The organism is Pantoea sp. LMR881, from assembly GCF_027157825.1.
GTDB classification, from domain to species: Bacteria; Pseudomonadota; Gammaproteobacteria; order Enterobacterales; family Enterobacteriaceae; genus Pantoea; species Pantoea haifensis.
In genome coordinates, this window is record NZ_JAPVOK010000002.1 from 3379445 (window position 1) to 3400692 (window position 21248).

The window sequence follows — 21248 nt, forward strand, 5'->3', positions numbered from 1 at the left end:
TCGATGAAAACCATATTAATGGCCGTTGATAATTCGCCGGTCGCTGAAAAAGTCATCTCGCTGACGATGGACGAAGCGTTGGCGCACAAGGCACAGGTAGTGGTGTTGTGCTGTATTGATCCCGCATACTCATCCTGTAATCAGCCGATTGAGATTGATGCGGCTGAAGATCCGTCTGATTTTGTCGCAGCGCAGGATGAGCAAAATACGGCTGAAATGGTGGTACGCCATGCGCTCGCGCCGCTGTTGCGTGCTGGCATTGATGCCCGGGGCATGATTTTAGCGGGTGAGGCGGCGGATACTATTATTGCGCAATCGGAGCAGCTTAAGGCCAGTATGATTATCATGGGCCGTCGGCATCTCTCTTCATTTAATCGCCTGTTAAAAGGATCGGTGAGTGCTGCCGTGATTGAGCGTGCTCATTGTCCGGTACTTATTGATGTACGAAAGGAATAACCACGCGGCATGACACTGTTTTTAATTACGCTGGCGGCCTTTGTGCTGCTGGCGTTAATCATTTTTGGCCTGATTAAAACGACCCGGTTGCGCGTGTGGCAGGGCGTACTGATTTTCCTGCTGCCTGTTATCCTGGCCAATTTATTGTGGTTCAGCTGGATGCACCCCAGGCAGCAGCGTGCACAGCAACAAATGCTGGCGGAAGAGCAACTGGCGCAAACGCCGGGTTATCGGGTATTGCAACAGCAGGAACCCGCGCTGTGGCAGCTTTTGGTACAAGAGTTACTGCATAAAATTCGTGCTGGCGAATCCGCTCAACAGGCCACTGGCGAACTGCGTGGCTGGCTTGCAGAGGTGATTAACCAACGCTTGATGCGTGCGCCAGACGCGGCGGTAGTCAATTATATTCGAGTGTCGGTGCAGGAGATGCAGGCACTTAACAAGATCAATGCCCAGCTCTGCTTCCGTTATCTCTACCCGCAAGTCAACGGCGGAGTGAATCTGATAAAAACCCTTTCGCCCGCATTAAATCAACTCGATGCGCAGGCGATGGAAGTGTTACTTCTGAGCAGTGTTCAGGCGGATCTGCCTGTCGATAAGGAAGCCGCCCAGCGCGATCTGCAAAATGTGGTTGCCGGGCTTTATAAAAAATGGGGCGACAGGCTTCAGCAGTTAAATATGCCTGCCGATACCGCTGTAGACCGTTCATCAATGTGTGCTATGTCGATTGATCTTTACAGCGCGATCCTCGCATTACCTGACAAGCAAGCCGCTAACTTGCTTCGTAGAATGATTGCGCTTTCAGGCTAAAAAAAGCGCCGCTCAGCGCGGGCACAAAGGTCAAGATGTGTTTTTTTCTTAGTATTACCTGGTGTGGTGCAGACATCGTTTTGTCTGGATACATCCTCTCACGCTATCTCTGATAGATATAGCCGTTTAATCTTATCAAATCAATTGGCAGAAACGCTTCTGCTGGCTTTAATTCGTGCATAAATCCTATAGATGCACCAGGTGCTGCGCCTTACACTGCGCAGCAAAGTGAGGAATTAAAATGAAAAAACAATTAGCTGGCGCGCTGGCGCTACTTTTGCTCAGCGGATGTACCGCCAGCAAACCAGGCGCATTTGAACGCATTGATGAAGATCCGAGCTCAAATACAGTGCAATATCGTTATGATCCGGAAACCGTCAATCAGGATGCCATGAAACTCGATCTGGCTGAATATTGTAATAAGAAAGGATTCGATAAAGTGGAATCTTTACCCGCACAAGAAAGCCATATTCCAGGCTTGAAGAAAGCCTGGTTTCAGTGTAATTACGCGGTAAGAAGTTAATGTAAAAGGGCGGGATAATTATCCCGCCCCTGTTTATATTTTTATTTTATGCTGTGTAGTGTCTTTGCCCATTAGCGGTGATGATGTCCACCGTGATAACCGCCATGATGCCCGCCGTGATAGCCTCCCCCGTGGTGCCAGCCACCGCCATGTCTGGGTCCGATGATACAACCGCTCAGCAAGGTAATAAGCGCACACACCGACGCGACTTTAATTATTTTTTTCATGGAAAGTCCTCCTCTTTTCCGATGGGTGCAACATTACGCCGGAAAAGTGAAGTGACGATGCAGTAAATGTAGATTTATTTATATAAATATTTCGTAATGTTTCTTAAATATCGATTTTCTGTTTTGTGGATTTATTTATATCAGAATTGACCGAATATTAAATAACCTCGCCAGGAACCCTCTGAAAAAACCGCCTAAAATAATTCTCATTTAATATCCGTTTGCCGCTACATTATTAACAGGGCTGTTTATGAGGAGTTAACAATGTCACACGACGTTAAAAATGTTCTGGCATTACAAGCGGAGTTAGGTGAGTGTCCCCTGTGGTCAGTACAGGAACAGGTTTTATGGTGCGTCGATATTCTGGCCCCTGCTATACACCGTTTCGATCCGCGTAGCGGTGAGCTGCAGACGTTTCCTCAGGCTGAAGAGGTCGGTTGTATCGGGCTGCGCGAACAGGGGGGTTATTGCGGCGTTACGTAGCGGCGTTTGGCTCTTAAATGCACAAGGCAAACCGCAGCGTAAAGTGGCGGATAATCCCGGTATCGCTGAACAAAGTCGCTTCAATGATGGACGTGTCGATCCGTGGGGCAACTTCTGGTGTGGCAGTTTGTGGGAACCGCAGGACAAAAATGGTGGCTTACTGTGCCGCGTCACGCCTGACCTTAAACTGGAAGTGAAAGCGCGCGATGTGAAAATTTCTAACGGACTCGCTTTTTCGGCCGACCGCCGCTGGATGTACCAGAGCGATACGCCAAATGAAGTGCTGTATCGTTATCCGTTAGACCGCGGCGGTGAGCCGGGCGAGCGCGAAATCTTCCGTCGCTTTGACGCCAGTGGCGGCCTGCCTGACGGCGCGGCGCTGGACAGCGAGGGTTTTTACTGGTCAGCACAATTTGACGGCGGGCGAGTAGTGCGTATCGATCCGCAAAGCGCAGAGATCGTTGATGAGATAACACTGCCGGTGAAATGGCCAACCATGGTGGCATTTGGTGGCGCAGATTTGAAAACGCTTTATATCACCAGCTCGCGGGAAAATCGTACAGAGGAAGAGCTGGCGCGTTATCCCCAATCGGGGGATATCTTAGCGGTAGATGTTGAGGTGGCCGGTATGGCTGAGCCGCTGTTCCGCGGCTAATGCTAATGGGCCGCACAGATTGCGGCCCATAATGTTTTAATTGCGTTGCTGTAACAGTGGCTGGCTCAGGGCCTGACGCAGCGGCAGCCGAATCGTCAGCGACAGGAAGAGGGAAATCACCAGCAGTGTCATAATCAAACTAAAGGTGACGGTAAACCCACCAAACAGCGAGGCCACTAACGATCCCATCACGCTCCCAATACCAAAGCCGAGATAAATCAGGCCGTAGTTTTTGGTGAGATTGTTTAGTCCAAAGAAGTCACTGACTAACGACGGGAAGACGGTGATCGTGCCGCCAAAGCTAAACGCCACACAAGCCAGCGAGAAGAAGAACGACGTCTCATTCATGTGGGTAAACAGCAATACCGCCATGCCCGTCAGTGAAATAAGCTGTGCCAGTGAAATTACCCGAATACGTGCCATTTTGTCTGACAAGATGCCAAGGATCAGGCGGCCACTCAGGTTAGCAATCGCAATAACCGTCACCGCATTTGCTGCAGTTTGTGTTGTCAGATGTACCAGCCCTTCACCAATATCCTTCGCCACGCCGATAACATACAGTCCGCTCATACAGGCAGTCAGGAACATCAGCGCCAGCATCCAGTACTGCGGCAGACGTACCGATTGTGCCAGCGTGTAGTCGGTACATTCACGCGCTGAGTTGATTGCCGTTTGTTGCGGAGCATCCCGCATTAACAGTGCGCCGACGATAATCATCGACATCGCCAGCAATCCCCAAATGACAAACGTCTGCTCTAAGCCGAAATTAGCCAGCAGTGCGCCGCAAATAAATTTAAAACCCAGGCTGCCTAAACCGTAGGCGCCTATTGCACAGGCGGAAATCATGCCTTTGCGTTCCGGGAACCACTTAACGCAGTTTGACAGCGTCATCAGATAACCAGCGCCATCAGCCAGGCCGACTAATACACCTGCGCTAAGGTAAAGCATCATTAAATTATCAGCGTGGGCAGTAAGCCAAAAGCCCAGCGCCATTAATATGCCTGCGCCAATGGTCACGTTACGTACACCAAAACGCTCCTGTAGCTTACCCGCCAGCGACGAGGCGATAGCGAGACCTAAACTCAACAAACCAAATGAAAAGGCAACCTGACTGACGGGAGCATCCAGCTTTTGAGACAGTTGTCCATTAAACAAACTCCACGTGTAAACCGAACCCAGAGCGAACTGCGTAATGACCGTGCCAGTCAGGGTAAGCCAGCGGGTACGCGGGTAAGACGTAAGTTGAGACTGATTCATATTTTTCTCTCCCGTTCGGGAATGCGGAAACTGTAAGCAGAGTAATGCACGGTTACGCGCGGGCGAGAAATAACGGCATGAACGGAACGAAGCGCGGCATGAAATGCCATTCAGCGGGTATGAACGGCATTGATCCATAAGTAACCAAGGAGGCAGATGCTTAAGTAAGGGTAATTAGCCGTAAGTTAATGTTTCCTTAGCCGCTTTGTTACAGCAGCTTTGCAGTTTTTTTGCCAGGCTAAAGGTTCACTTTACAGGAGGAAATATGAAAGATCGGACATATGAATCCGTTACCAGTGAGAATGAAGTTTACTGCATTATTGGTCAGGCTGTAATGGAGCTGAGCGTAGAGCAACAACCGGTGACAAAATCGACGCTGGCATTAAAGCTGCTGTCGATGGCCGATCGTGACGAAGATGATGCTCGTGTTCTGCTCTACTGGATTGCGCGTAAAGCAATCAACCAGCCACAAGCCGTCAATTTTAATCAGCAAAAAAGGGCACGATGCCCTTGAGAAAGCGGGCTGCAGCCCGTTTTCCTGTCAGACGATAGCGCGATAACGCATCAGCGACCAGCGGGTAAACCTCACTAAATTGCCCAGCAAAATCATCAATAAGCCAGGGGATGGCGCTGAGATCGCCTTACGCTGTGGTGTTCATTCTTCAGGTCCTTTCAGCCATCGCTTTCGTCAGGCCAACGGCGTAACGCCTTTGGGATAACCTCAGAAAAAAAGCGTTTAACCATGCCGGGCAGGCGTTATTAGGTCTGAGGCAAAGCATGTATTCAGCTGCGCTTGTGGTAATTAATACTCTGGTGTTTATGGCGCTTAAAATCGTGGTCTGAAACCGGGCAAGAGTTCAGGTCTGCAGATTTTCTGAACAGGTTTTATCATAGACGTTCACAGGCGCTACCTCGCTATCTGAAAAGGTTACTGGCGGTGGCTGGTGTGAATGTCTGCCATAAATAATGAGAAAAATTAAAATATCTTTTCATCAGGGATATCTCAGGCTTACTCAGATAAAATTAAGCGAATAAACCAGAGAAAATATTATTCTTAATGTTTTTGTTTTTATTAAGCTGTTTTTTTGTTTCTTATTACCCGTCGGCGGCTAAAGTTAAGGTATTCAGGCATGTCTGCATGCTGAGTGAGAAATGGCGGGTATCGTATTTTAAGCTTTTGTTCTAATTGATAATTTTTATTAATTTGGGCTTGTGGGTATGCTTCCATCTTAAAAAGAAAAAAGGTGGAAGTTAATTTTCGTGCTTGAGGGAATAGCATTAATAGCGCGATGTGAGTTCTTAATAAATCTATATTGCGAGATTTGTAATCTAAAAATTCTCGTTTTTTCTGTCGGCAGCCTTACTATCCATTATAAGTTTAAATAACACAAAGCGATAAAAAGAGGGATATTTAGATGGCTGATAGTTTCCAGAGTGAGGTGCCGAAAGCACGTATTAATTTAAAGCTTGATCTGCATACCGGTGGGGCGAGTAAGAAAACAGAGTTGCCGTTGAAATTACTGGTTGCAGGTGATTTTAGTCATGGGCAGCAAACCGCAGCATTATCCGAACGCAACAAAGTCAATATTAACAAAAATAACATCGACAGTGTTCTTTCAGAATATTCTCCAGGCATTAATCTCACCGTAAAAAATATGCTTGCCTGTGACGGTAGTGAGGAAAATATCAGCCTGACTTTCCGGGCTATGAAAGATTTTACACCAGAGCAGGTGGCCCGCCAGATACCCCAGCTTAAAGCCATGCTTGCCATGCGCAATCTTCTCCGTGACCTCAAGGCAAATCTGCTGGATAACCAGGATTTTCGAAAAGAGCTGGAAAAAATTCTCCTTGACCCGGCATTAAGCGCAGAACTCAGAGCCGAACTCTCAGTTCTGGCCCCGAAACAGCCATAAACGGCCACGATGATTAACGGATTAATTGAGGAATGCTGATGTCTGTAAAAAATGAGAATGTTGCGGGTCGCGAGAGTGTAGTGTCGGCGCATACCCCTGCTGGCGGGGTTTACGCATCCCTGTTTGAAAAAATCAATCTCAACCCTGTTTCTGAACTCAGTGCACTGGATATCTGGCAGGATGCGCAGGCGATGTCGGATGCGACCGCCGATGAGCGTCTGACTGCCGGAATGCAGGTGTTTCTGGAATGCCTGACTAAAGCAGGCTCAAAAGTTGAAAAACTCGATAAAAATCTGATTGATCAGCATATCGCAGAACTGGACTACCAGATTAGTCGCCAGCTCGACGAGGTGATGCATCACGAAGCGTTTCAGCGAACAGAAAGTCTCTGGCGCGGGTTAACATCGCTGGTGGATAAAACGGATTTTCGCCAGAACGTAAAAATTGAGCTGCTGGATATCGCTAAAGAGGATCTGCGACAGGACTTTGAAGACAGTCCGGAAATCATCCAGAGCGGATTGTATAAGCATACATACATTGATGAGTACGACACGCCGGGTGGCGAGCCGATTGCTGCGCTGATTTCCGCCTACGAGTTCGATGCCTCTGCGCAGGATGTTGCCCTGTTGCGCAATATTTCTAAAGTCTCTGCCGCAGCGCATATGCCATTTATCGGCTCTGCAGGCCCGAAATTCTTCCTCAAAGCGTCAATGGAACAGGTGGCGGCCATCAAAGATATCGGTAACTACTTTGACCGTGCCGAGTACATCAAGTGGAAATCTTTCCGTGAGACGGATGATGCCCGTTATATCGGTCTGGTGATGCCGCGTGTACTGGGGCGTCTGCCGTATGGCCCTGATACCGTACCGGTACGCAGCTTCAACTATGTGGAAGAGGTCAAAGGCCCCGAACACGATAAATACCTGTGGACCAATGCCTCTTTCGCGTTTGCGGCCAACATGGTGCGCAGTTTCATCAACAACGGCTGGTGTGTGCAGATCCGTGGCCCGCAGGCTGGGGGTGCTGTTCAGGATCTGCCAATCCATCTGTACGATCTGGGTACCGGTAATCAGGTCAAAATCCCAAGTGAGGTGATGATCCCTGAAACCCGTGAATTCGAATTTGCGAACCTGGGCTTTATTCCGCTCAGCTACTACAAGAACCGCGATTATGCGTGCTTTTTCTCTGCTAATTCCACCCAGAAACCTGCACTGTACGATACCGCCGATGCGACCGCCAACAGCCGCATCAACGCCCGTCTGCCGTATATTTTCCTGCTGTCACGTATCGCGCATTACCTGAAGCTTATCCAGCGTGAAAACATCGGTACCACCAAGGATCGCCGTCTGCTCGAACTGGAGCTGAACACCTGGGTTCGCAGTCTGGTGACGGAAATGACCGATCCGGGCGACGAACTGCAGGCATCTCACCCGCTGCGTGATGCGAAAGTTGTGGTGGAAGATATTGAGGACAACCCGGGCTTTTTCCGCGTGAAACTCTATGCCGTACCGCATTTCCAGGTGGAAGGCATGGACGTCAACCTGTCACTGGTTTCTCAGATGCCGAAGGCGAAATCGTAACTTAAGGCAGGAAGCCGATGAAAACGGAACAACCGTTATGGGGCAGGGGCGTTATGGTCTCTCCCCAGCACTTCCAGCAACAGGTCGCGTATGCGGCCTGGTCTGCCGAAAGTATCGCCCGGATGGGGTTAGCACAGCCCTGGGGCGTGATAAATGTCGCTTTCGAACCGGAAACACTGAAGCTGGGCCGCCTGCAGGCCCGTCATCTGCATGTCCGTTTTCAGGACGGCACGCTGATTGATACAGACAATGCAGATGCCCTGCCACCAGTGCTGTCGCTTGAAAGCGTTTTGCATAAGGTGGTGGTACTTCTGGCCCTTCCTCTGTTGCGGGCGAATGGCGGTAACTGCCTTAAACCCGATGAAGTGGCTGATCGACCAGTGCGTTATCGCCAGTGCTGGCGGGATGTCCGTAATACTTTCGGAGGCGATACCCGCCAGATTGCGGTTATGCAACCAGAGCTGACGCTGCGGTTTGCCCATCAGAACAACAGCGATTACCTGACCTGTCCGGTCGTCCGACTACAGCAGGATTCGCAGGGGAGCTGGGCATTCGATGAAAATTATCTTCCGCCACTGCTGGCTCTGCAGGGCAGCCGTTGGCTGGTGACCCAGCTCGGGCAACTGATGACCCAGCTACGCGCACGTCTGAGTCGCCTGATGGATATGCGCCGGGAAAGTAACGAGCGGATGGCCGATTTTGCCGTGGCCGACGTGTCTCTGTTCTGGTTGCTCAATGCCCTGAACAGTGCCGAGCCGGTGCTCGGACATTTTCAGCGCCACTCGCAAAGCCCGCCTGAACGTTTGTATCCGGAACTGGCTCGGCTTGCGGGCAGCCTGCTGACCTTCTCGCTGGAACACCAGGTAAGTGCAATCCCGGTCTGGCAGCATGAGCAACTGAATAACGTCTTCCCGCCGCTGTTTGATTTACTGGGCGACCTGCTGGAAGCCAGCCTGCCGTCGCGGGTGGTGGTGATTAAGCTTGAGCATAATGCCCGGCTTCACTTCTGGCAGGCCCGCCTGCATGACCCACGTTTGCGTGAAGGGGCTGATTACTATCTCTCCGTGCGCTCCCCGATGCCGGTGGCACAGCTGCAGGAACAGTTCCCGCGCCAGTGCAAAGTCGGCAGCCCCGATCATGTCAGGAGTATCGTCAATTCATCGCGGGTGGGCGTACCTCTGACGCCACTGCGTCATGTGCCGGCAGCCATTCCACTGCGCCTGGAAAACCAGTACTTCAGCCTTGATGTTTCTCATTCTCTGGCCACCGAAATGCTCCAGAGCGGAACCTGTATGTTTTACGTTCCGGGAATGCTTGGCGAGCCTGAACTTGAACTCTTTGCGGTACTGAGAACATGAGTGAGTGTAAACGTGGCGCTGCCGCGTCCATTGATATTGATGCCCTGCTGCAGGACACCTGGCTGCAGGTTATCAGCCTGCGTCACGGCCCGAAATTTCAGGATGGAGAAGGGCGTACGCTGTGGGAGTGCTGCATTGCTGATGTCGAACGTGTGCAGCATGAGCTGAAAGCCAGCGAACTCGATGAAGTCAGCTGTCAGCATATTCTTACCGCACAGTGTGCGCTGCTTGATGAGGCGGTCAAAGGTCGCGGTGTGGAGGATGACGCCTGTGTGCAGTGGTATGACATTCCCCTGCAGGGGCACTTCCTCGGCACCATGGACGCCGGTGATACGCTGTGCGCCCGGATGCGTGGTGTGCTGCATGAACCGGATCCTGATAATGCCGTTGTGACCTGCTTCCAGCGAGTCATGATGTTGGGATTCCTCGGCAGTTTCCGCTCCCTGAACGACCCGGATCGCCAGAAACTCGTCAACGCACTCAGTGAGCATGTCACGCCGTTCAGCTATCCACAAACCCATCCGGTACTGACGGAAAGCCGTGCCGGACGAGGAATAGGAGGCTGGCTGGCGTCATGGCCCGTGCGTATTGGCCTGAGCGTGGTGGTGGTTGCCGCGCTCTGGTGGGGACTAAGCAACTGGCTGGATCGGACGCTGCTGACCCTGTTGCCGGGAGCCGTGAAATGAGTCCTGCACAACAGCGCGGGCTTGCGCTGTGGGCCGCCCTGCTGAGTGCAGTGGTCTGTCTGAGTTTCCTGCCAGTATCCCGACTGGTTTCTGTGCTCGCTCTGCTGACGATGCTGGGGCTTATCCTGGCGTTCTGGTATGTCGCCAGTCATCGTGTGCAGTATGACGTCACTCTGCGTCTGGATGATCTGCCTGAAGCCACTTACCGTCAGCCCGTGGTGCTGGTCTGTGGCGATCTGCCGCTGGCCTGGCCGCAGCAGTCATCGGTGCTCACTGTCACACAGGGATGCTGGATCCGCGTGGAGGAGCATCAGGATCCGGAGCAGGCAGCCCGTCAGGTACTGTGGCTGCGCCCTGACTGGGGTCGTCAGCTGTCGGTAATGGTCAGTGTCTGCCCGCAGACACACGCCAACAGCGAAGCCCTGACCAGTCGCCTGCTGGCCCTGCGCTGGCAAATCAGCCAGCTGCGTAAAGAAACGGGTCATTCTGTGCCGCTGGTTCTGAATGGTCAGGTTGGCAGCGCAATGATGAATGGCATGCTCTGGCAGGCGGCTATCCCGGGAGAAGGGGTGAGGGTCTGGCGTGAGTCTTCAGCATCGGACTCAATCGCTGCATGGGTCACCACCGGTGGGGCGCCTGCGATGCAGCAACAGGTGCTGATGAACAGCCTGATGAGCTGGTTCCATCAGCATGTCAAAGCTGTCTTTATGGATGAGAACCCCGATGTTCCTGTCATTGCACCTGTTGTGGTGCTGTGGGGAATGGGACCGATCCTTGCCGGAAGCCTGGTCACATCGGCCTGGACGAGGTGGCTTTCCCGTCATACTGCGATGCAGCAAGTGACTGGCTGGCAGCCGGTGGGAACGGACAGTACGGTAATTTCCCCATTCCCGGATTTTATCCTGCCGCTGTTGCCGGAAGGGCGAGGCCTGACGCCGCGTGGGCGCACCTGGCGTTGTGCACTCGGGATCTTCACGCTGGCGGCCATTGCTGCGCTGCTCAGCAGTGGCTGGAACAATCGCCAGCTGCTGCAGCGTGTGAGCTTCGATATTGTCCGCTATGACCGTATTCCGATGCATGATTTCGGACCAAAAGCCGACGCCGTTGCCGTCCTGCGTGACGATGCGGCAGAGCTTGATGACCAGGCGCGCAATGGCGTACCGGCGCGGATGAGCCTCGGTCTGTATCAGGGAGAGCGTCTGCGAATGCCGGTGCTGGATGCGATCCGCTCCTGGGTGCCCCCTCCACCGCCAAAACCGCCACCAAAACCCAAACCAATCCCGAAAATTATCCGCCTCGACAGCATGTCGCTGTTCGATTCCGGCAAATCGGCGCTGAAAGCCGGCTCCACCAAAATGCTGGTCAATTCTTTGGTGGGTGTTAAGGCCAAACCGGGCTGGCTGATTGTCGTGTCCGGCCATACCGATCACACCGGCAATCCGCAGCTGAACCAGACGCTCTCCCTGAAACGTGCCGCAGCGGTGCGCGACTGGATGCGTGACACCGGTGAGGTGCCGGAAAGCTGTTTTGCGGTGCAGGGCTATGGTGAAAGCCGTCCGATCGCAACCAACGACACCCCGGAAGGGCGTGCGCTTAACCGCCGTGTCGAAATCAGTCTGGTACCGCAGGCTAACGCCTGTCAGATACCCGGCAAAACCCCGGCGTCATCGCAGGATGATGACGTTTCTCAACACAATGGAGAGTAAATCCGATGGCAATTCCTGTTTATCTTTGGCTGAAAGACGACGGTGGCGCAGACATCAAAGGGTCTGTGGACGTTCAGGATCGTGACGGCAGCATTGAGGTGGTGGCACAGGCGCATAACCTGTACATCCCGACCGACAACAACACCGGTAAGCTGACCGGCACCCGTATCCACACGCCGTTCAAATTTACCAAGGAAATCGACTCCTCCAGCCCATATCTGTTCAAGGCAGTGACCACCGGTCAGACCCTGAAGTCTGCTGAATTCAAGTGGTACAAAATCAACGACGCGGGTCAGGAAGTGGAGTACTTCAACACCAAACTCGAGAACGTGAAAGTGGTGAAAGTAGCGCCTGTAATGCATGACATCAAGGATCCTGCTTACGAGAAGCATAACCACCTCGAGCAGATCGAACTGCGCTACGAAAAAATCACCTGGACCTACAAAGACGGCAACATCATTCATTCCGATTCCTGGAACGAACGCGCCACCGCGTAAGTCACGAGCGGACAGAGCTTCTCTGTCCGCTTTTTTTTTTGCTGAATGCCTGTCTGCGCGGACATTCAGCAAAGAACCCACAAACTGCCAGCCTGACCGTATGCGCTTTGGTCCCCATCACGGGAAACAGCGATGGGCGGTAGCGTGTCCAGCAACCGACAAAGAGAGAGATTCATGGAAAATCCAGCCATCCTGTTGCGACGTCTGAACCCTTACTGTGCCCGAGCGATGGAAGGGGCGGCCTCGCTTTGCCAGACCCGCGCGCATGCGGAAATTTTGCCTGAGCACTGGCTGCTGAAATTGCTTGAGCAGGGGGAAGGTGACCTGATGGTGCTGGCGCGCCGTTATGAGTGGGATATGGATGCGCTGTGGCAGGATTTGCTCGGCTGGCTGGATAATCAACCGCGCTCGGTACGCAGCCGCCCGCAGTTATCCGCCGATATCCAGAAACTGATGCAGGAAGCCTGGCTGCTGGCCTCGCTTGCCGGGGAGGAGAATATCCGCAGTGTTCACCTGCTGATGGCGCTGACGGACAACCCACGACTGGCCTGCTGTGATGGTCTGTGGCCATTGCTGACCCTGGGCCAGAGTCAACTGGAACGTCTGCGCCCGCTGCTCGATGCGCAGTCAGATGAGCGTCCTGAGATGCAGCAGGAAGCGGAACTGGCGCAGAGCTACGGCGGTGAAGTGGCGTTTGTCGGACGTCCCATCGGAGCAGAACTGAAAGAGGGTGAACTGACCCCGGCTCTTCAGAACGCGCTGGATAAATTCACCCTCGACGTCACCGCCAAAGCCAGAGAAGGCAAGATTGATCCGGTGTTCGGCCGTGACACCGAAATTCGCCAGATGGTGGATATTCTCTCACGTCGCCGCAAAAACAACCCGATTCTGGTTGGGGAACCCGGTGTCGGCAAAACCGCGCTGGTGGAGGGCCTGGCGCTGCGTATTGCTGAAGGCAACGTACCTGAATCCCTCAAACCGGTTATCCTGCGCGCCCTTGACCTCGGCCTGTTACAGGCAGGCGCTGGCGTGAAAGGTGAATTTGAACAGCGCCTGAAAAATGTCATCGACGCCGTGCAGCAGTCGCCAGTGCCGATCCTGCTGTTTATCGATGAAGCCCACACCATCATTGGCGCGGGCAACCAGGCGGGGGTACGGATGCGGCTAACCTGCTGAAACCGGCACTCGCCCGTGGCGAACTGCGCACCATCGCTGCCACCACCTGGTCCGAATATAAGCAGTACTTCGAACGCGATGCCGCACTGGAGCGCCGCTTCCAGAGGGTCAAAGTGGATGAGCCGGATGATGACTTGGCGTGTCTGATGCTGCGTGGCCTGAAATCCCGCTACGCCGAACACCACGTCGTGCATATCACTGACGAGGCCGTGCGCGCCGCCGTCACGCTGTCCCGCCGCTATTTAACAGGCCGCCAGCTGCCGGACAAGGCGGTGGATTTACTGGATACCGCGAGCGCCCGCGTGCGCATGAGCCTCGACACCGTACCGGAACAGCTGACCCGCATCCGCTCGCAAATGACCTCTCTGGAAATGGAGAAGCAGGCGCTGCTGGAAGATATCACTGTGGGTAATCAGATCCACGGTGAACGTATGACTGTCATTGAGCAGGAAGAGAACAGCCTTATTGTTGCACTGGCAGAGCTGAAGACCCAGTACGATCAGGAACTCACGCTCACCAGACAGGTACTGGAAAGCCGCCAGGATATCTCCCGCCAGAGTGAGGCTCATAAGCTGCGACAGGAACTGAGCAGCATGCAGCACAGTAACCCGTTACTCTCCGTGGATGTGGATGTACGCACCGTCGCCAACGTGATTGCCGACTGGACGGGCGTGCCGCTCTCCTCGCTGATGAAGGACGAGCAGACCGAATTGCTGAGCCTTGAAAATGAAATCGGCAAGCGCGTGGTCGGTCAGGATGTTGCCCTCAACGCCATCGCGCAGCGTCTGCGCGCGGCCAAAACCGGACTCACGTCCGAGAATGGCCCCAGGGCGTGTTTCTGCTGGTCGGTCCGAGCGGTGTGGGTAAAACCGAAACCGCGCTGGCACTGGCGGATGTGCTGTACGGCGGCGAGAAGTCCCTCATCACCATCAATTTGTCGGAATATCAGGAGCCGCATACCGTCTCGCAGTTGAAAGGCTCGCCGCCGGGCTACGTGGGTTATGGTCAGGGCGGTATTCTGACCGAAGCGGTACGCAAATGTCCGTACAGCGTGGTGTTGCTCGATGAAGTGGAAAAGGCGCACCGTGACGTGATGAACCTGTTCTATCAGGTCTTCGATCGCGGTTTTATGCGTGATGGAGAAGGTCGGGAAATTGACTTTCGTAACACGGTTATCCTGATGACCTCCAACCTCGGCAGCGACCCTCTGATGCAACTGCTTGATGAGCAGCCGGACGCCACCGAAGCAGACCTGCACGAACTGCTGCGGCCGATCCTGCGTGACCACTTTCAGCCTGCATTGCTGGCCCGCTTCCAGACTGTCATCTACCGACCGTTAGCGGAACCTGCCATGCGCACGATTGTGAAGATGAAACTGGCGCAGGTCAGCAAGCGTCTGCACCGCCATTATGGCCTGGCTACGAATATTGGTGAAAGTCTGTATGACGCACTCACTTCCGCCTGTCTGCTGCCGGATACCGGTGCGCGCAACGTCGACAGCATACTCAACCAGCAAATCCTGCCGGTACTGAGCCAGCAGCTGCTGGCCCAAATGGCCGCCAGACAGAAACCACTGTCATTACGCCTTAGCTGGAGTGAGAAAGAAGGGATTGTGCTGGAATTTAACCGGATACAAGGAGTGAACGTATGAGCATCAGCCTGCCGATAAGATTCAGCCACAACCATCACCTGCTGGCGGTGAAGGGATGTGAAGCAGAGCTTGATGTGCTGGCATTTGAAGGCGATGAAGCCCTGAGCACGCCGTTCAGCTACCGTATTGAATTCACTAGCGGTGACCATGCCATCTGCAAAGAAATGATGCTGATGAAAGCTGCCTCCCTGACGCTGCAGGCCCCGGTTGACCAGGGTTACGGCATCAAAATGCAGCAGGCCCTGCGTACCCTTCAGGGGTGGTGAGCGGTTTTGAGCGCCTCAGCACGTCAAAGGATCAAACCCATTACGCCCTGACGCTCCGGCCACGCCTGGCGCTGCTTGAACGTTCGCACCAGAACGCCATTTACCAGGACATGTCAGCCCCACAAATCGTGGAAAAAATCTTGCGTGAGCGCCACAACATGCGCGGTCAGGATTTTCTGTTCTCGCTTTCAAAAGAGTACCCGCGCCGTGAGCAGGTGATGCAGTACGGAGAGAACGATCTGCACTTTATCACCCGCCTGCTGGGTGAGATCGGCATCTGGTTCCGCTTTACCACCGATACACGCCTGAACATCGACGTGGTGGAATTTTATGACAGTCAGCAGGGTTACGAAAAAGGCCTGATCTTGCCGTCGGTGCCACCGTCAGGGCAGCACTCGGAAGGTGTGGATTCGGTGTGGGGAATGGAGAGTCATCATAACGTGGTGCAGAAACAGGTCAGCACCCGTGATTACAACTACCGTCAGGCCACCGAAGACATGGATACCCAGGTTGACGCAACCTGCGGTGATGCCACCACTTACGGTGATGCCTATCATTATGCTGATAACTATCTGACACCAGGCAGTACCTATGACCGCAATCCGGCGCCGGAGTCCGGAGCATTTTATGCCCGCATTCGTCATGAACGCTACCTGACTGGCCAGACGCAGACCCATGCCATTACCAGTTGCCCGACGCTCTCTCCAGGCGTGGTGCTAAAAGTCACCGGTGGTCATGAAGTGGCAGACGTGTTTGCTCAGGGTGTGGTCGTCACAGCAATGCACAGCCATGCGCGGCGTAATGAGGACTTAGGTGTCAGGTTTGACGGTATCCCGGACAGCACAGATGTTAGTTTCCGTCCTGAGCGCGGCTCACGCCCGGTTATGGCTGGCACATTACCGGCCCGCGTCACCAGTACCACCGAAAATGACACCTATGGCCATATCGATAAAGAGGGTCGCTATCGCGTCAAAATGCTGTTTGACCGTGATAACTGGGAGACCGGATTCGAAAGCCTGTGGGTGCGTCAGTCCCGCACGTATGCCGGAGACACTTACGGCCTGCACCTGCCACTCCTGGCGGGAACCGAAGTGGCTATTGGCTTTGAAGTCGGTAACCCGGACAGACCGTACATCTCCGGCGTGCTGCATGACTCGGCGCACGGTGACCATGTCACCATTCGAAACTACAAACGCAACGTCCTGCGCACGCCTGCGAACAACAAAATTCGCCTTGATGACAGCCGTGACCAGGAGCATATCAAGGTCTCCACCGAGTACGGCGGCAAGAGTCAGCTGAATCTCGGACATTTAGTTGATGCCGACAAGCAGAAGCGCGGTGAGGGTTTTGAACTCAGAACCGACAGCTGGGGCGCTATCCGGGCGCAGAAAGGGATATTTATCAGCCGCTGATGGCCAGAAGAAAGCACAGGGCCAGGTGCTGGAAATGCATCCGGCTGTCAGCAATCTGGGTGATGCCCGGGAGCAGATGACATCCATCTCCGATGACGCGCAGAAGGCGACCGCGAACCCGGCCGATCTTCAGGCGCAAATCAAACTGCTGGAACAGCACCTGACGGACCTCAAAAAATCGGTGCTGCTGCTCAGTGCGCCGGATGGTATGGCGATGACCAGCGGGAAACATCTGCAGGTATCGGCCGGTCAGAACCTGATTGCCACAGCCGGTAAAAATGCTGACGTCAGTGTGGTGAAAAATCTTTTCATCGGGGTAGGCAATGCGCTGAGCGTGTTTGTTCGTAAGCTGGGGATCAAGCTCATCGCGAACCAGGGTCCGGTGAGGATTCAGGCACAGAATGATTTGATGGAACTCATCGCTCGTGGGGAAATCAGCGTAGTCAGTACCGAAGATCGTATCGAAATTATTGCCAGGAAACAGGTCACGATCAACGGAGGGGGAAGCTATATCACCCTTCATGCCAATGGCATTGAATCTGCCACCCAGGGGGAATACCGGACTAAAGCCGGGCACTACGGGCGGAAAGAAAAGGCCAACAAGCCAGAAGACTTTCCGAATGTGGCGCCTGAAACCACAGAACCTTCCAGTAAATTCAGCTTTTCCTGACAAGGAGTCAGTTTATGATTATCAGCCCACCCCTTCTGAAAGCGAAAGAAGCCCGTGAAACTGATGCGGCCTGGATTGAAAGAGTCATGACCGTAGTTGATCGCCGTGGGTACCCCGTTAACGGTCATGGATCGTGGCATGGGGGATCCACATTCGTCAGACTGACGAAGGAAGACCTGCTGAGAGCGTGCGGGCGATAGCTGATGGTACTATCGTTTCACTCCGTAAAAGCTCAGACAAACGCGATCTGGCACCCTTTAACATTAACGCCGATAAGCCCAATGCGAAGGGGAGTGATGATGGTTATGTGCTGATAAAGCATGAAACCGAAATCGGCAGCGGTGATGAAGCAAAAGTGGTTTTCTACTCCCTTTACATGCACCTGAAATCGCTGGCTGCAACCGTTGTAATCGGTGAGAAAGTCTACCGGAAGGATCCTTTAGGCCTTCCCGGTATGGTGGATGGGGTGAATGCGTTCCATTTCCAAATTTTCTGCGATGACGACAATATCAGCAGGCTGACGGGCAGAAGAACGGGGAGCTGGATATTTCGACAGATGGCCGCACTGATGCGGTTTACGGTGATATCCATTTTTATCTGCCACTGCAAACGAAGTTTTACGCCCGGGCGCCTGCAAATAACAGTGCTTCAATAGATGGGATTGCTGAAGCTTATACCAGCAATGTGCCTCTGTATGTCAGCATGACTCTGGCAGAGGGTAATTGTACGATGGTTACTCGGCAGAAGAACTCACAGATTGACGGAAAATATGATCTGCTGGGTAGACCACTGGTAAATGCGGATGGCAAAGACTACGAATACAATCTCTATAAAACCGCTATGCGGAATTATAAGGAGAGCCCGAGCGCCGGGTTCGAATTACTTCGCTTTGGGCGGGTGATCAATACGGACCATGAAACACTGGTGCCGGCAGATGCGCCATTGTGGATGACGGTCAATTACCCCGGTGGAAAAGGGGTAGTCAATCTTGCTGATTGCAATATTAAAAAGTTTAGTGACGCTGATTTTCCTCACTGGACGGGCTGGCAGATAGTTGATGACGATAGTGACAGTGACAGCCAGTGTAATTCAGCCGTTATCAAGAAACTGCAGGAAAAGGGTGAGTTCGATAACCAGTGCGGTAAGCTAATATGTTATTTCCCGTTCGAATGGGAAAAAAATACGATCGACACCCGTTTTTCATGGCTGGAAACAGGAAGTGACGAACATCATCCGATGACGAAAGAAGAGTATGCAAAATTCAAGGCTCATACAGAAATGTTATGCTTTGATTCTGGGGATTTTAGCAGCGAAAGGCTATGGCATTTCGAGCCAAAAACATTTATTAGACACTTCCGGAAGTGTGGTTGGCTTGATTGTGACGTAATTGAAAAGGTAATGGCGGCAAACACTAAGTCAACGATTAAATCTCAACTCGCCAAAATAAAAGAGAAGGCTACAGAGTATTACTTTGCTATAAATATGATCATGAATAAATACAATCTTTATAGTGCGAAGAGAAAATATCATTTTCTGGGGCAAGGCGCTGTCGAGTCAGGTTATTTATTAGTAATGCAAGAGTTAAGCCAGGAACAATTTATTAAAAATGGAGTCCACGTTGGTGGTGGGATCGTAGGTGATTCCAAGCGCGACGAAAATACAGATCTTGGTCATTGGTATGGAGCTATTAGTGAAGAGCAAGATGACTATTTCTCTGGTAAGAAATATAACTCAAAAGGGACTGTGATAGCTGGATCATACAGCTGGAAAAACGGTAATTGTGGAGATGTAGATGCCCAGAAGTTTCGTGGTAGAGGATTTAAAATGCTCACCGGATTGGACACATATTCTAGTTATTGGGTTTATAGAGGATGGTTAAAGAAAATTGATTTCGATAGCTCTTGGTGGACGGATCCTGAGTATATTAAGCACCATAAATCAAAAATGAAAAAAGACCTCCTGACATTGAGTTTCCACAGAAAGTCACTGAGAGTCCATATAACTGTATTGATACAGGTGGTTTTTTTATTGCATGCTTTAAAGGGAAAGTGTTGAAAATAATGGATTCAGACCTCCCGGAAAACACAGGTGACGATGAAATAATAGAAAATGTAACCAAAGGTATTAACGGTGCAAATAAAGGTATCAAAGAACGTAAAATATCAACCAAAAAGGCAAAGGTATTAATTGATGATCAAGTTTAATAATTATATTGTTTTTACTATATTAATTAGTGGCGCGTCTATGGTTTTTGCTGGGAGTTATAATTCAGTGAAAATAAACGATCACATTGTTAAATTGAGCAATGACAAGATAGGTTATATCACAGTCGATGATATGGCATCAGGAAAGGTATCAAGGTGCAAAATAAGTAACTGGAGCAAGCGCCTTTCTAAAGGTGCAGGTATGATTTCATTGACTAGTGATGAAATAGGCTTACTTTTGTATCCCGGCAAAAATTATCTTAAGACATCTGAAGTATTGCATTGCGACAGCAACCCAATAAACTTATATAGCATACCAGATTTTGATGGGAACATTGATAGCGTTATCGATGTTAATTTTGAGAAGAAAATATATTTATCCCTCTATCTAATAGACGTTGATTCAAGCATTTATCAAGCTAAAGTGGCGTACTTCGGAGATAAAAATAACCTTCTTACAGGAAAGGGCTTTTGGAGTGATGTGGTTAAAAAAGTAAATGCAACGAATGATGCATTTCCTGTGAGTGATGACTTTTATATTGGAAAAATATCAGCGAATGGGATGTATGTTGCTCCTAACGATCTTGATTGCTCTGTAAATTCTTTTCCGGTGTGTGGGATATAGCCCAAAAAAAGAAGGTGATATTCCCAGAAGGTAAGGATGATGAAATTATTGAAAGTAAATGCAAAGAACTTTTTTCGGGAGATAAGACCCTGAGCGAGTTAGGTGGGGAACTTATCGATACGAAATGATTTTTTTCGGAGTTAATGGAGGTAAAGGGAAACACCTTGTTTTAGATGCTCTTTTTATGCAGTTTTTCGTTGGCTGTAGTTATTTCAGAAATAAAGAAAAGAATGCTAAAGGATAGGTGGCTTTTGATGGGAGGCTTACTAAGGATACCTATAAAAATGCAGAGGAACTGATTAGCTTTGCTTAATTTAAGACTCTACTTATAGTGCGCTTTTTGGTTCTGGTAGTCTTACTTTAAATAGCAGTTAGATCCCTTGCGTGCTAAAGACCCTTGAAATTATTGAAATAGGTTTAGACAACTGGATGAATGAATAGATATTAAATAACTTTGCCAGTTCCATGCCTAAATGAAATCATTGATAACAGTTTTTCTTTGTGTAAACGCCTTCGCTATGGTCTCTGCTCCAGTTGTTAAATTTGAGGGTGCCTCAATAACCAGGGCGTTGACATCAGATCCTAACGTAGATATTTCTTCGTCATCCAGTTTTTATGCATGCAATATGCATTTCAGTGATTATAAATACCCTGCATTGTCTGATGATGAGTACTTAGAAAAAATCACCAATATCAGAGTGGAATCGTTTGTATTCTGGTGAGTCATGTGAGGCGGGATATAATGCGCAGCAAGTTAACAATAAGGGAATTAGTGTTAGCGGAGCTGATAATAAGATTGTTTATGATTATAAGAATAAAGTGTGGAAATCCATTTCAGATACTACATATGTGAGAAATGGGAAGGCTAAACCTCTATCTCTATTGCAGGTGAAAAGTAAAGATGCATCTGGTTTTATGGCTGTTAATGCCATGGCGAAACTTAAAGATGAAACACCAGGCCAGATCATTTATTTCTGTTTGATACATAAAATAATGTGCTATGTGGTTCTGGTGCTAATTCTTCGGGTGATAAAGGTGAAGAACTATCTAAAGAAGCATTGAAATTGCTTGAGTGTATTTCATTTGATAATAA

The 21248-nt window shown here is 51.1% G+C and carries 15 protein-coding genes and 4 pseudogenes; 17 read left to right on the top strand and 2 right to left on the bottom strand.

Annotated elements, in window-relative coordinates:
* Positions 1-3 precede the first annotated feature (3 nt).
* The 3 genes from O3W44_RS17795 (at position 4) to O3W44_RS17805 (ending at position 1789) form a co-directional block, all read left to right on the top strand.
* The gene (locus tag O3W44_RS17795; protein ID WP_269294086.1) at positions 4-456 is read left to right on the top strand and encodes a universal stress protein; all 453 of its coding nucleotides are present in this window, start codon (positions 4-6) and stop codon (positions 454-456) included.
* A 9-nt stretch (positions 457-465) separates the two neighbouring features.
* Complete coding sequence (locus tag O3W44_RS17800) at positions 466-1266, top strand: hypothetical protein (RefSeq protein WP_269294087.1); 801 nt, start codon at positions 466-468, stop codon at positions 1264-1266.
* A gap of 241 nt (positions 1267-1507) precedes the next feature.
* Positions 1508-1789, top strand: a complete 282-nt coding sequence (locus O3W44_RS17805) for a hypothetical protein (RefSeq protein ID WP_269294088.1) — start codon at positions 1508-1510, stop codon at positions 1787-1789.
* A gap of 71 nt (positions 1790-1860) precedes the next feature.
* On the opposite strand, the gene O3W44_RS17810 is transcribed toward O3W44_RS17805, so the two are convergent.
* Entirely contained in the window at positions 1861-2016 is a 156-nt protein-coding gene (locus O3W44_RS17810; RefSeq protein WP_269294089.1) for a hypothetical protein, read from the bottom strand.
* A gap of 264 nt (positions 2017-2280) precedes the next feature.
* Here O3W44_RS17810 and O3W44_RS17815 point away from each other — a divergent pair.
* Positions 2281-3154: pseudogene (locus tag O3W44_RS17815) on the top strand (SMP-30/gluconolactonase/LRE family protein).
* A 36-nt stretch (positions 3155-3190) separates the two neighbouring features.
* Here O3W44_RS17815 and O3W44_RS17820 read toward each other — a convergent pair.
* Positions 3191-4411 (bottom strand): L-lactate MFS transporter, encoded by a 1221-nt coding sequence (locus O3W44_RS17820; RefSeq protein WP_269294090.1) that lies wholly within the window; start codon positions 4409-4411, stop codon positions 3191-3193.
* A 265-nt stretch (positions 4412-4676) separates the two neighbouring features.
* Here O3W44_RS17820 and O3W44_RS17825 point away from each other — a divergent pair, with 265 nt between their 5' ends.
* The 13 genes and pseudogenes from O3W44_RS17825 (at position 4677) to O3W44_RS17880 (ending at position 21217) form a co-directional block, all read left to right on the top strand.
* Positions 4677-4925, top strand: coding sequence for a hypothetical protein (locus O3W44_RS17825; protein ID WP_269294091.1), 249 nt, complete (start codon positions 4677-4679; stop codon positions 4923-4925).
* 901 nt (positions 4926-5826) lie between these two features.
* Positions 5827-6324, top strand: coding sequence for a type VI secretion system contractile sheath small subunit (gene tssB, locus O3W44_RS17830; protein WP_269294092.1), 498 nt, complete (start codon positions 5827-5829; stop codon positions 6322-6324).
* Between the two features lie 32 nt (positions 6325-6356).
* Positions 6357-7904: a type VI secretion system contractile sheath large subunit gene (gene tssC / locus O3W44_RS17835; RefSeq protein ID WP_269294093.1), complete on the top strand. Its 1548-nt coding sequence runs from the start codon at positions 6357-6359 to the stop codon at positions 7902-7904.
* Between the two features lie 17 nt (positions 7905-7921).
* Positions 7922-9262 (top strand): type VI secretion system baseplate subunit TssK, encoded by a 1341-nt coding sequence (gene tssK / locus O3W44_RS17840; RefSeq protein ID WP_269294094.1) that lies wholly within the window; start codon positions 7922-7924, stop codon positions 9260-9262.
* Complete coding sequence (gene tssL / locus O3W44_RS17845; protein WP_269294095.1) at positions 9259-9948, top strand: type VI secretion system protein TssL, short form; 690 nt, start codon at positions 9259-9261, stop codon at positions 9946-9948. Before tssK ends, tssL begins: the two co-directional genes overlap by 4 nt.
* Positions 9945-11654, top strand: a complete 1710-nt coding sequence (locus O3W44_RS17850) for an OmpA family protein (protein ID WP_269294096.1) — start codon at positions 9945-9947, stop codon at positions 11652-11654. Before tssL ends, O3W44_RS17850 begins: the two co-directional genes overlap by 4 nt.
* 5 nt (positions 11655-11659) lie before the next feature.
* Positions 11660-12151 (top strand): type VI secretion system effector Hcp, encoded by a 492-nt coding sequence (gene hcp / locus O3W44_RS17855; protein ID WP_269294097.1) that lies wholly within the window; start codon positions 11660-11662, stop codon positions 12149-12151.
* A gap of 174 nt (positions 12152-12325) precedes the next feature.
* Positions 12326-14978, top strand: a pseudogene (gene tssH / locus O3W44_RS17860) (type VI secretion system ATPase TssH).
* A pseudogene (locus O3W44_RS17865) lies at positions 14975-17326 on the top strand (type VI secretion system Vgr family protein). The pseudogenes tssH and O3W44_RS17865 overlap by 4 nt, the downstream one beginning before the upstream one ends.
* A 14-nt stretch (positions 17327-17340) precedes the next feature.
* Positions 17341-18625, top strand: a pseudogene (locus tag O3W44_RS25020) (M23 family metallopeptidase); the annotation flags it as partial.
* Positions 18626-19377: 752 nt separating this feature from the next.
* Positions 19378-19530 (top strand): hypothetical protein, encoded by a 153-nt coding sequence (locus O3W44_RS25025; RefSeq protein WP_442954651.1) that lies wholly within the window; start codon positions 19378-19380, stop codon positions 19528-19530.
* Positions 19517-20155 (top strand): hypothetical protein, encoded by a 639-nt coding sequence (locus tag O3W44_RS17875; protein ID WP_269294098.1) that lies wholly within the window; start codon positions 19517-19519, stop codon positions 20153-20155. Before O3W44_RS25025 ends, O3W44_RS17875 begins: the two co-directional genes overlap by 14 nt.
* Positions 20156-20863: 708 nt before the next feature.
* Positions 20864-21217, top strand: coding sequence for a hypothetical protein (locus tag O3W44_RS17880; RefSeq protein ID WP_269294099.1), 354 nt, complete (start codon positions 20864-20866; stop codon positions 21215-21217).
* The last annotated feature ends 31 nt before the right edge of the window (positions 21218-21248 follow it).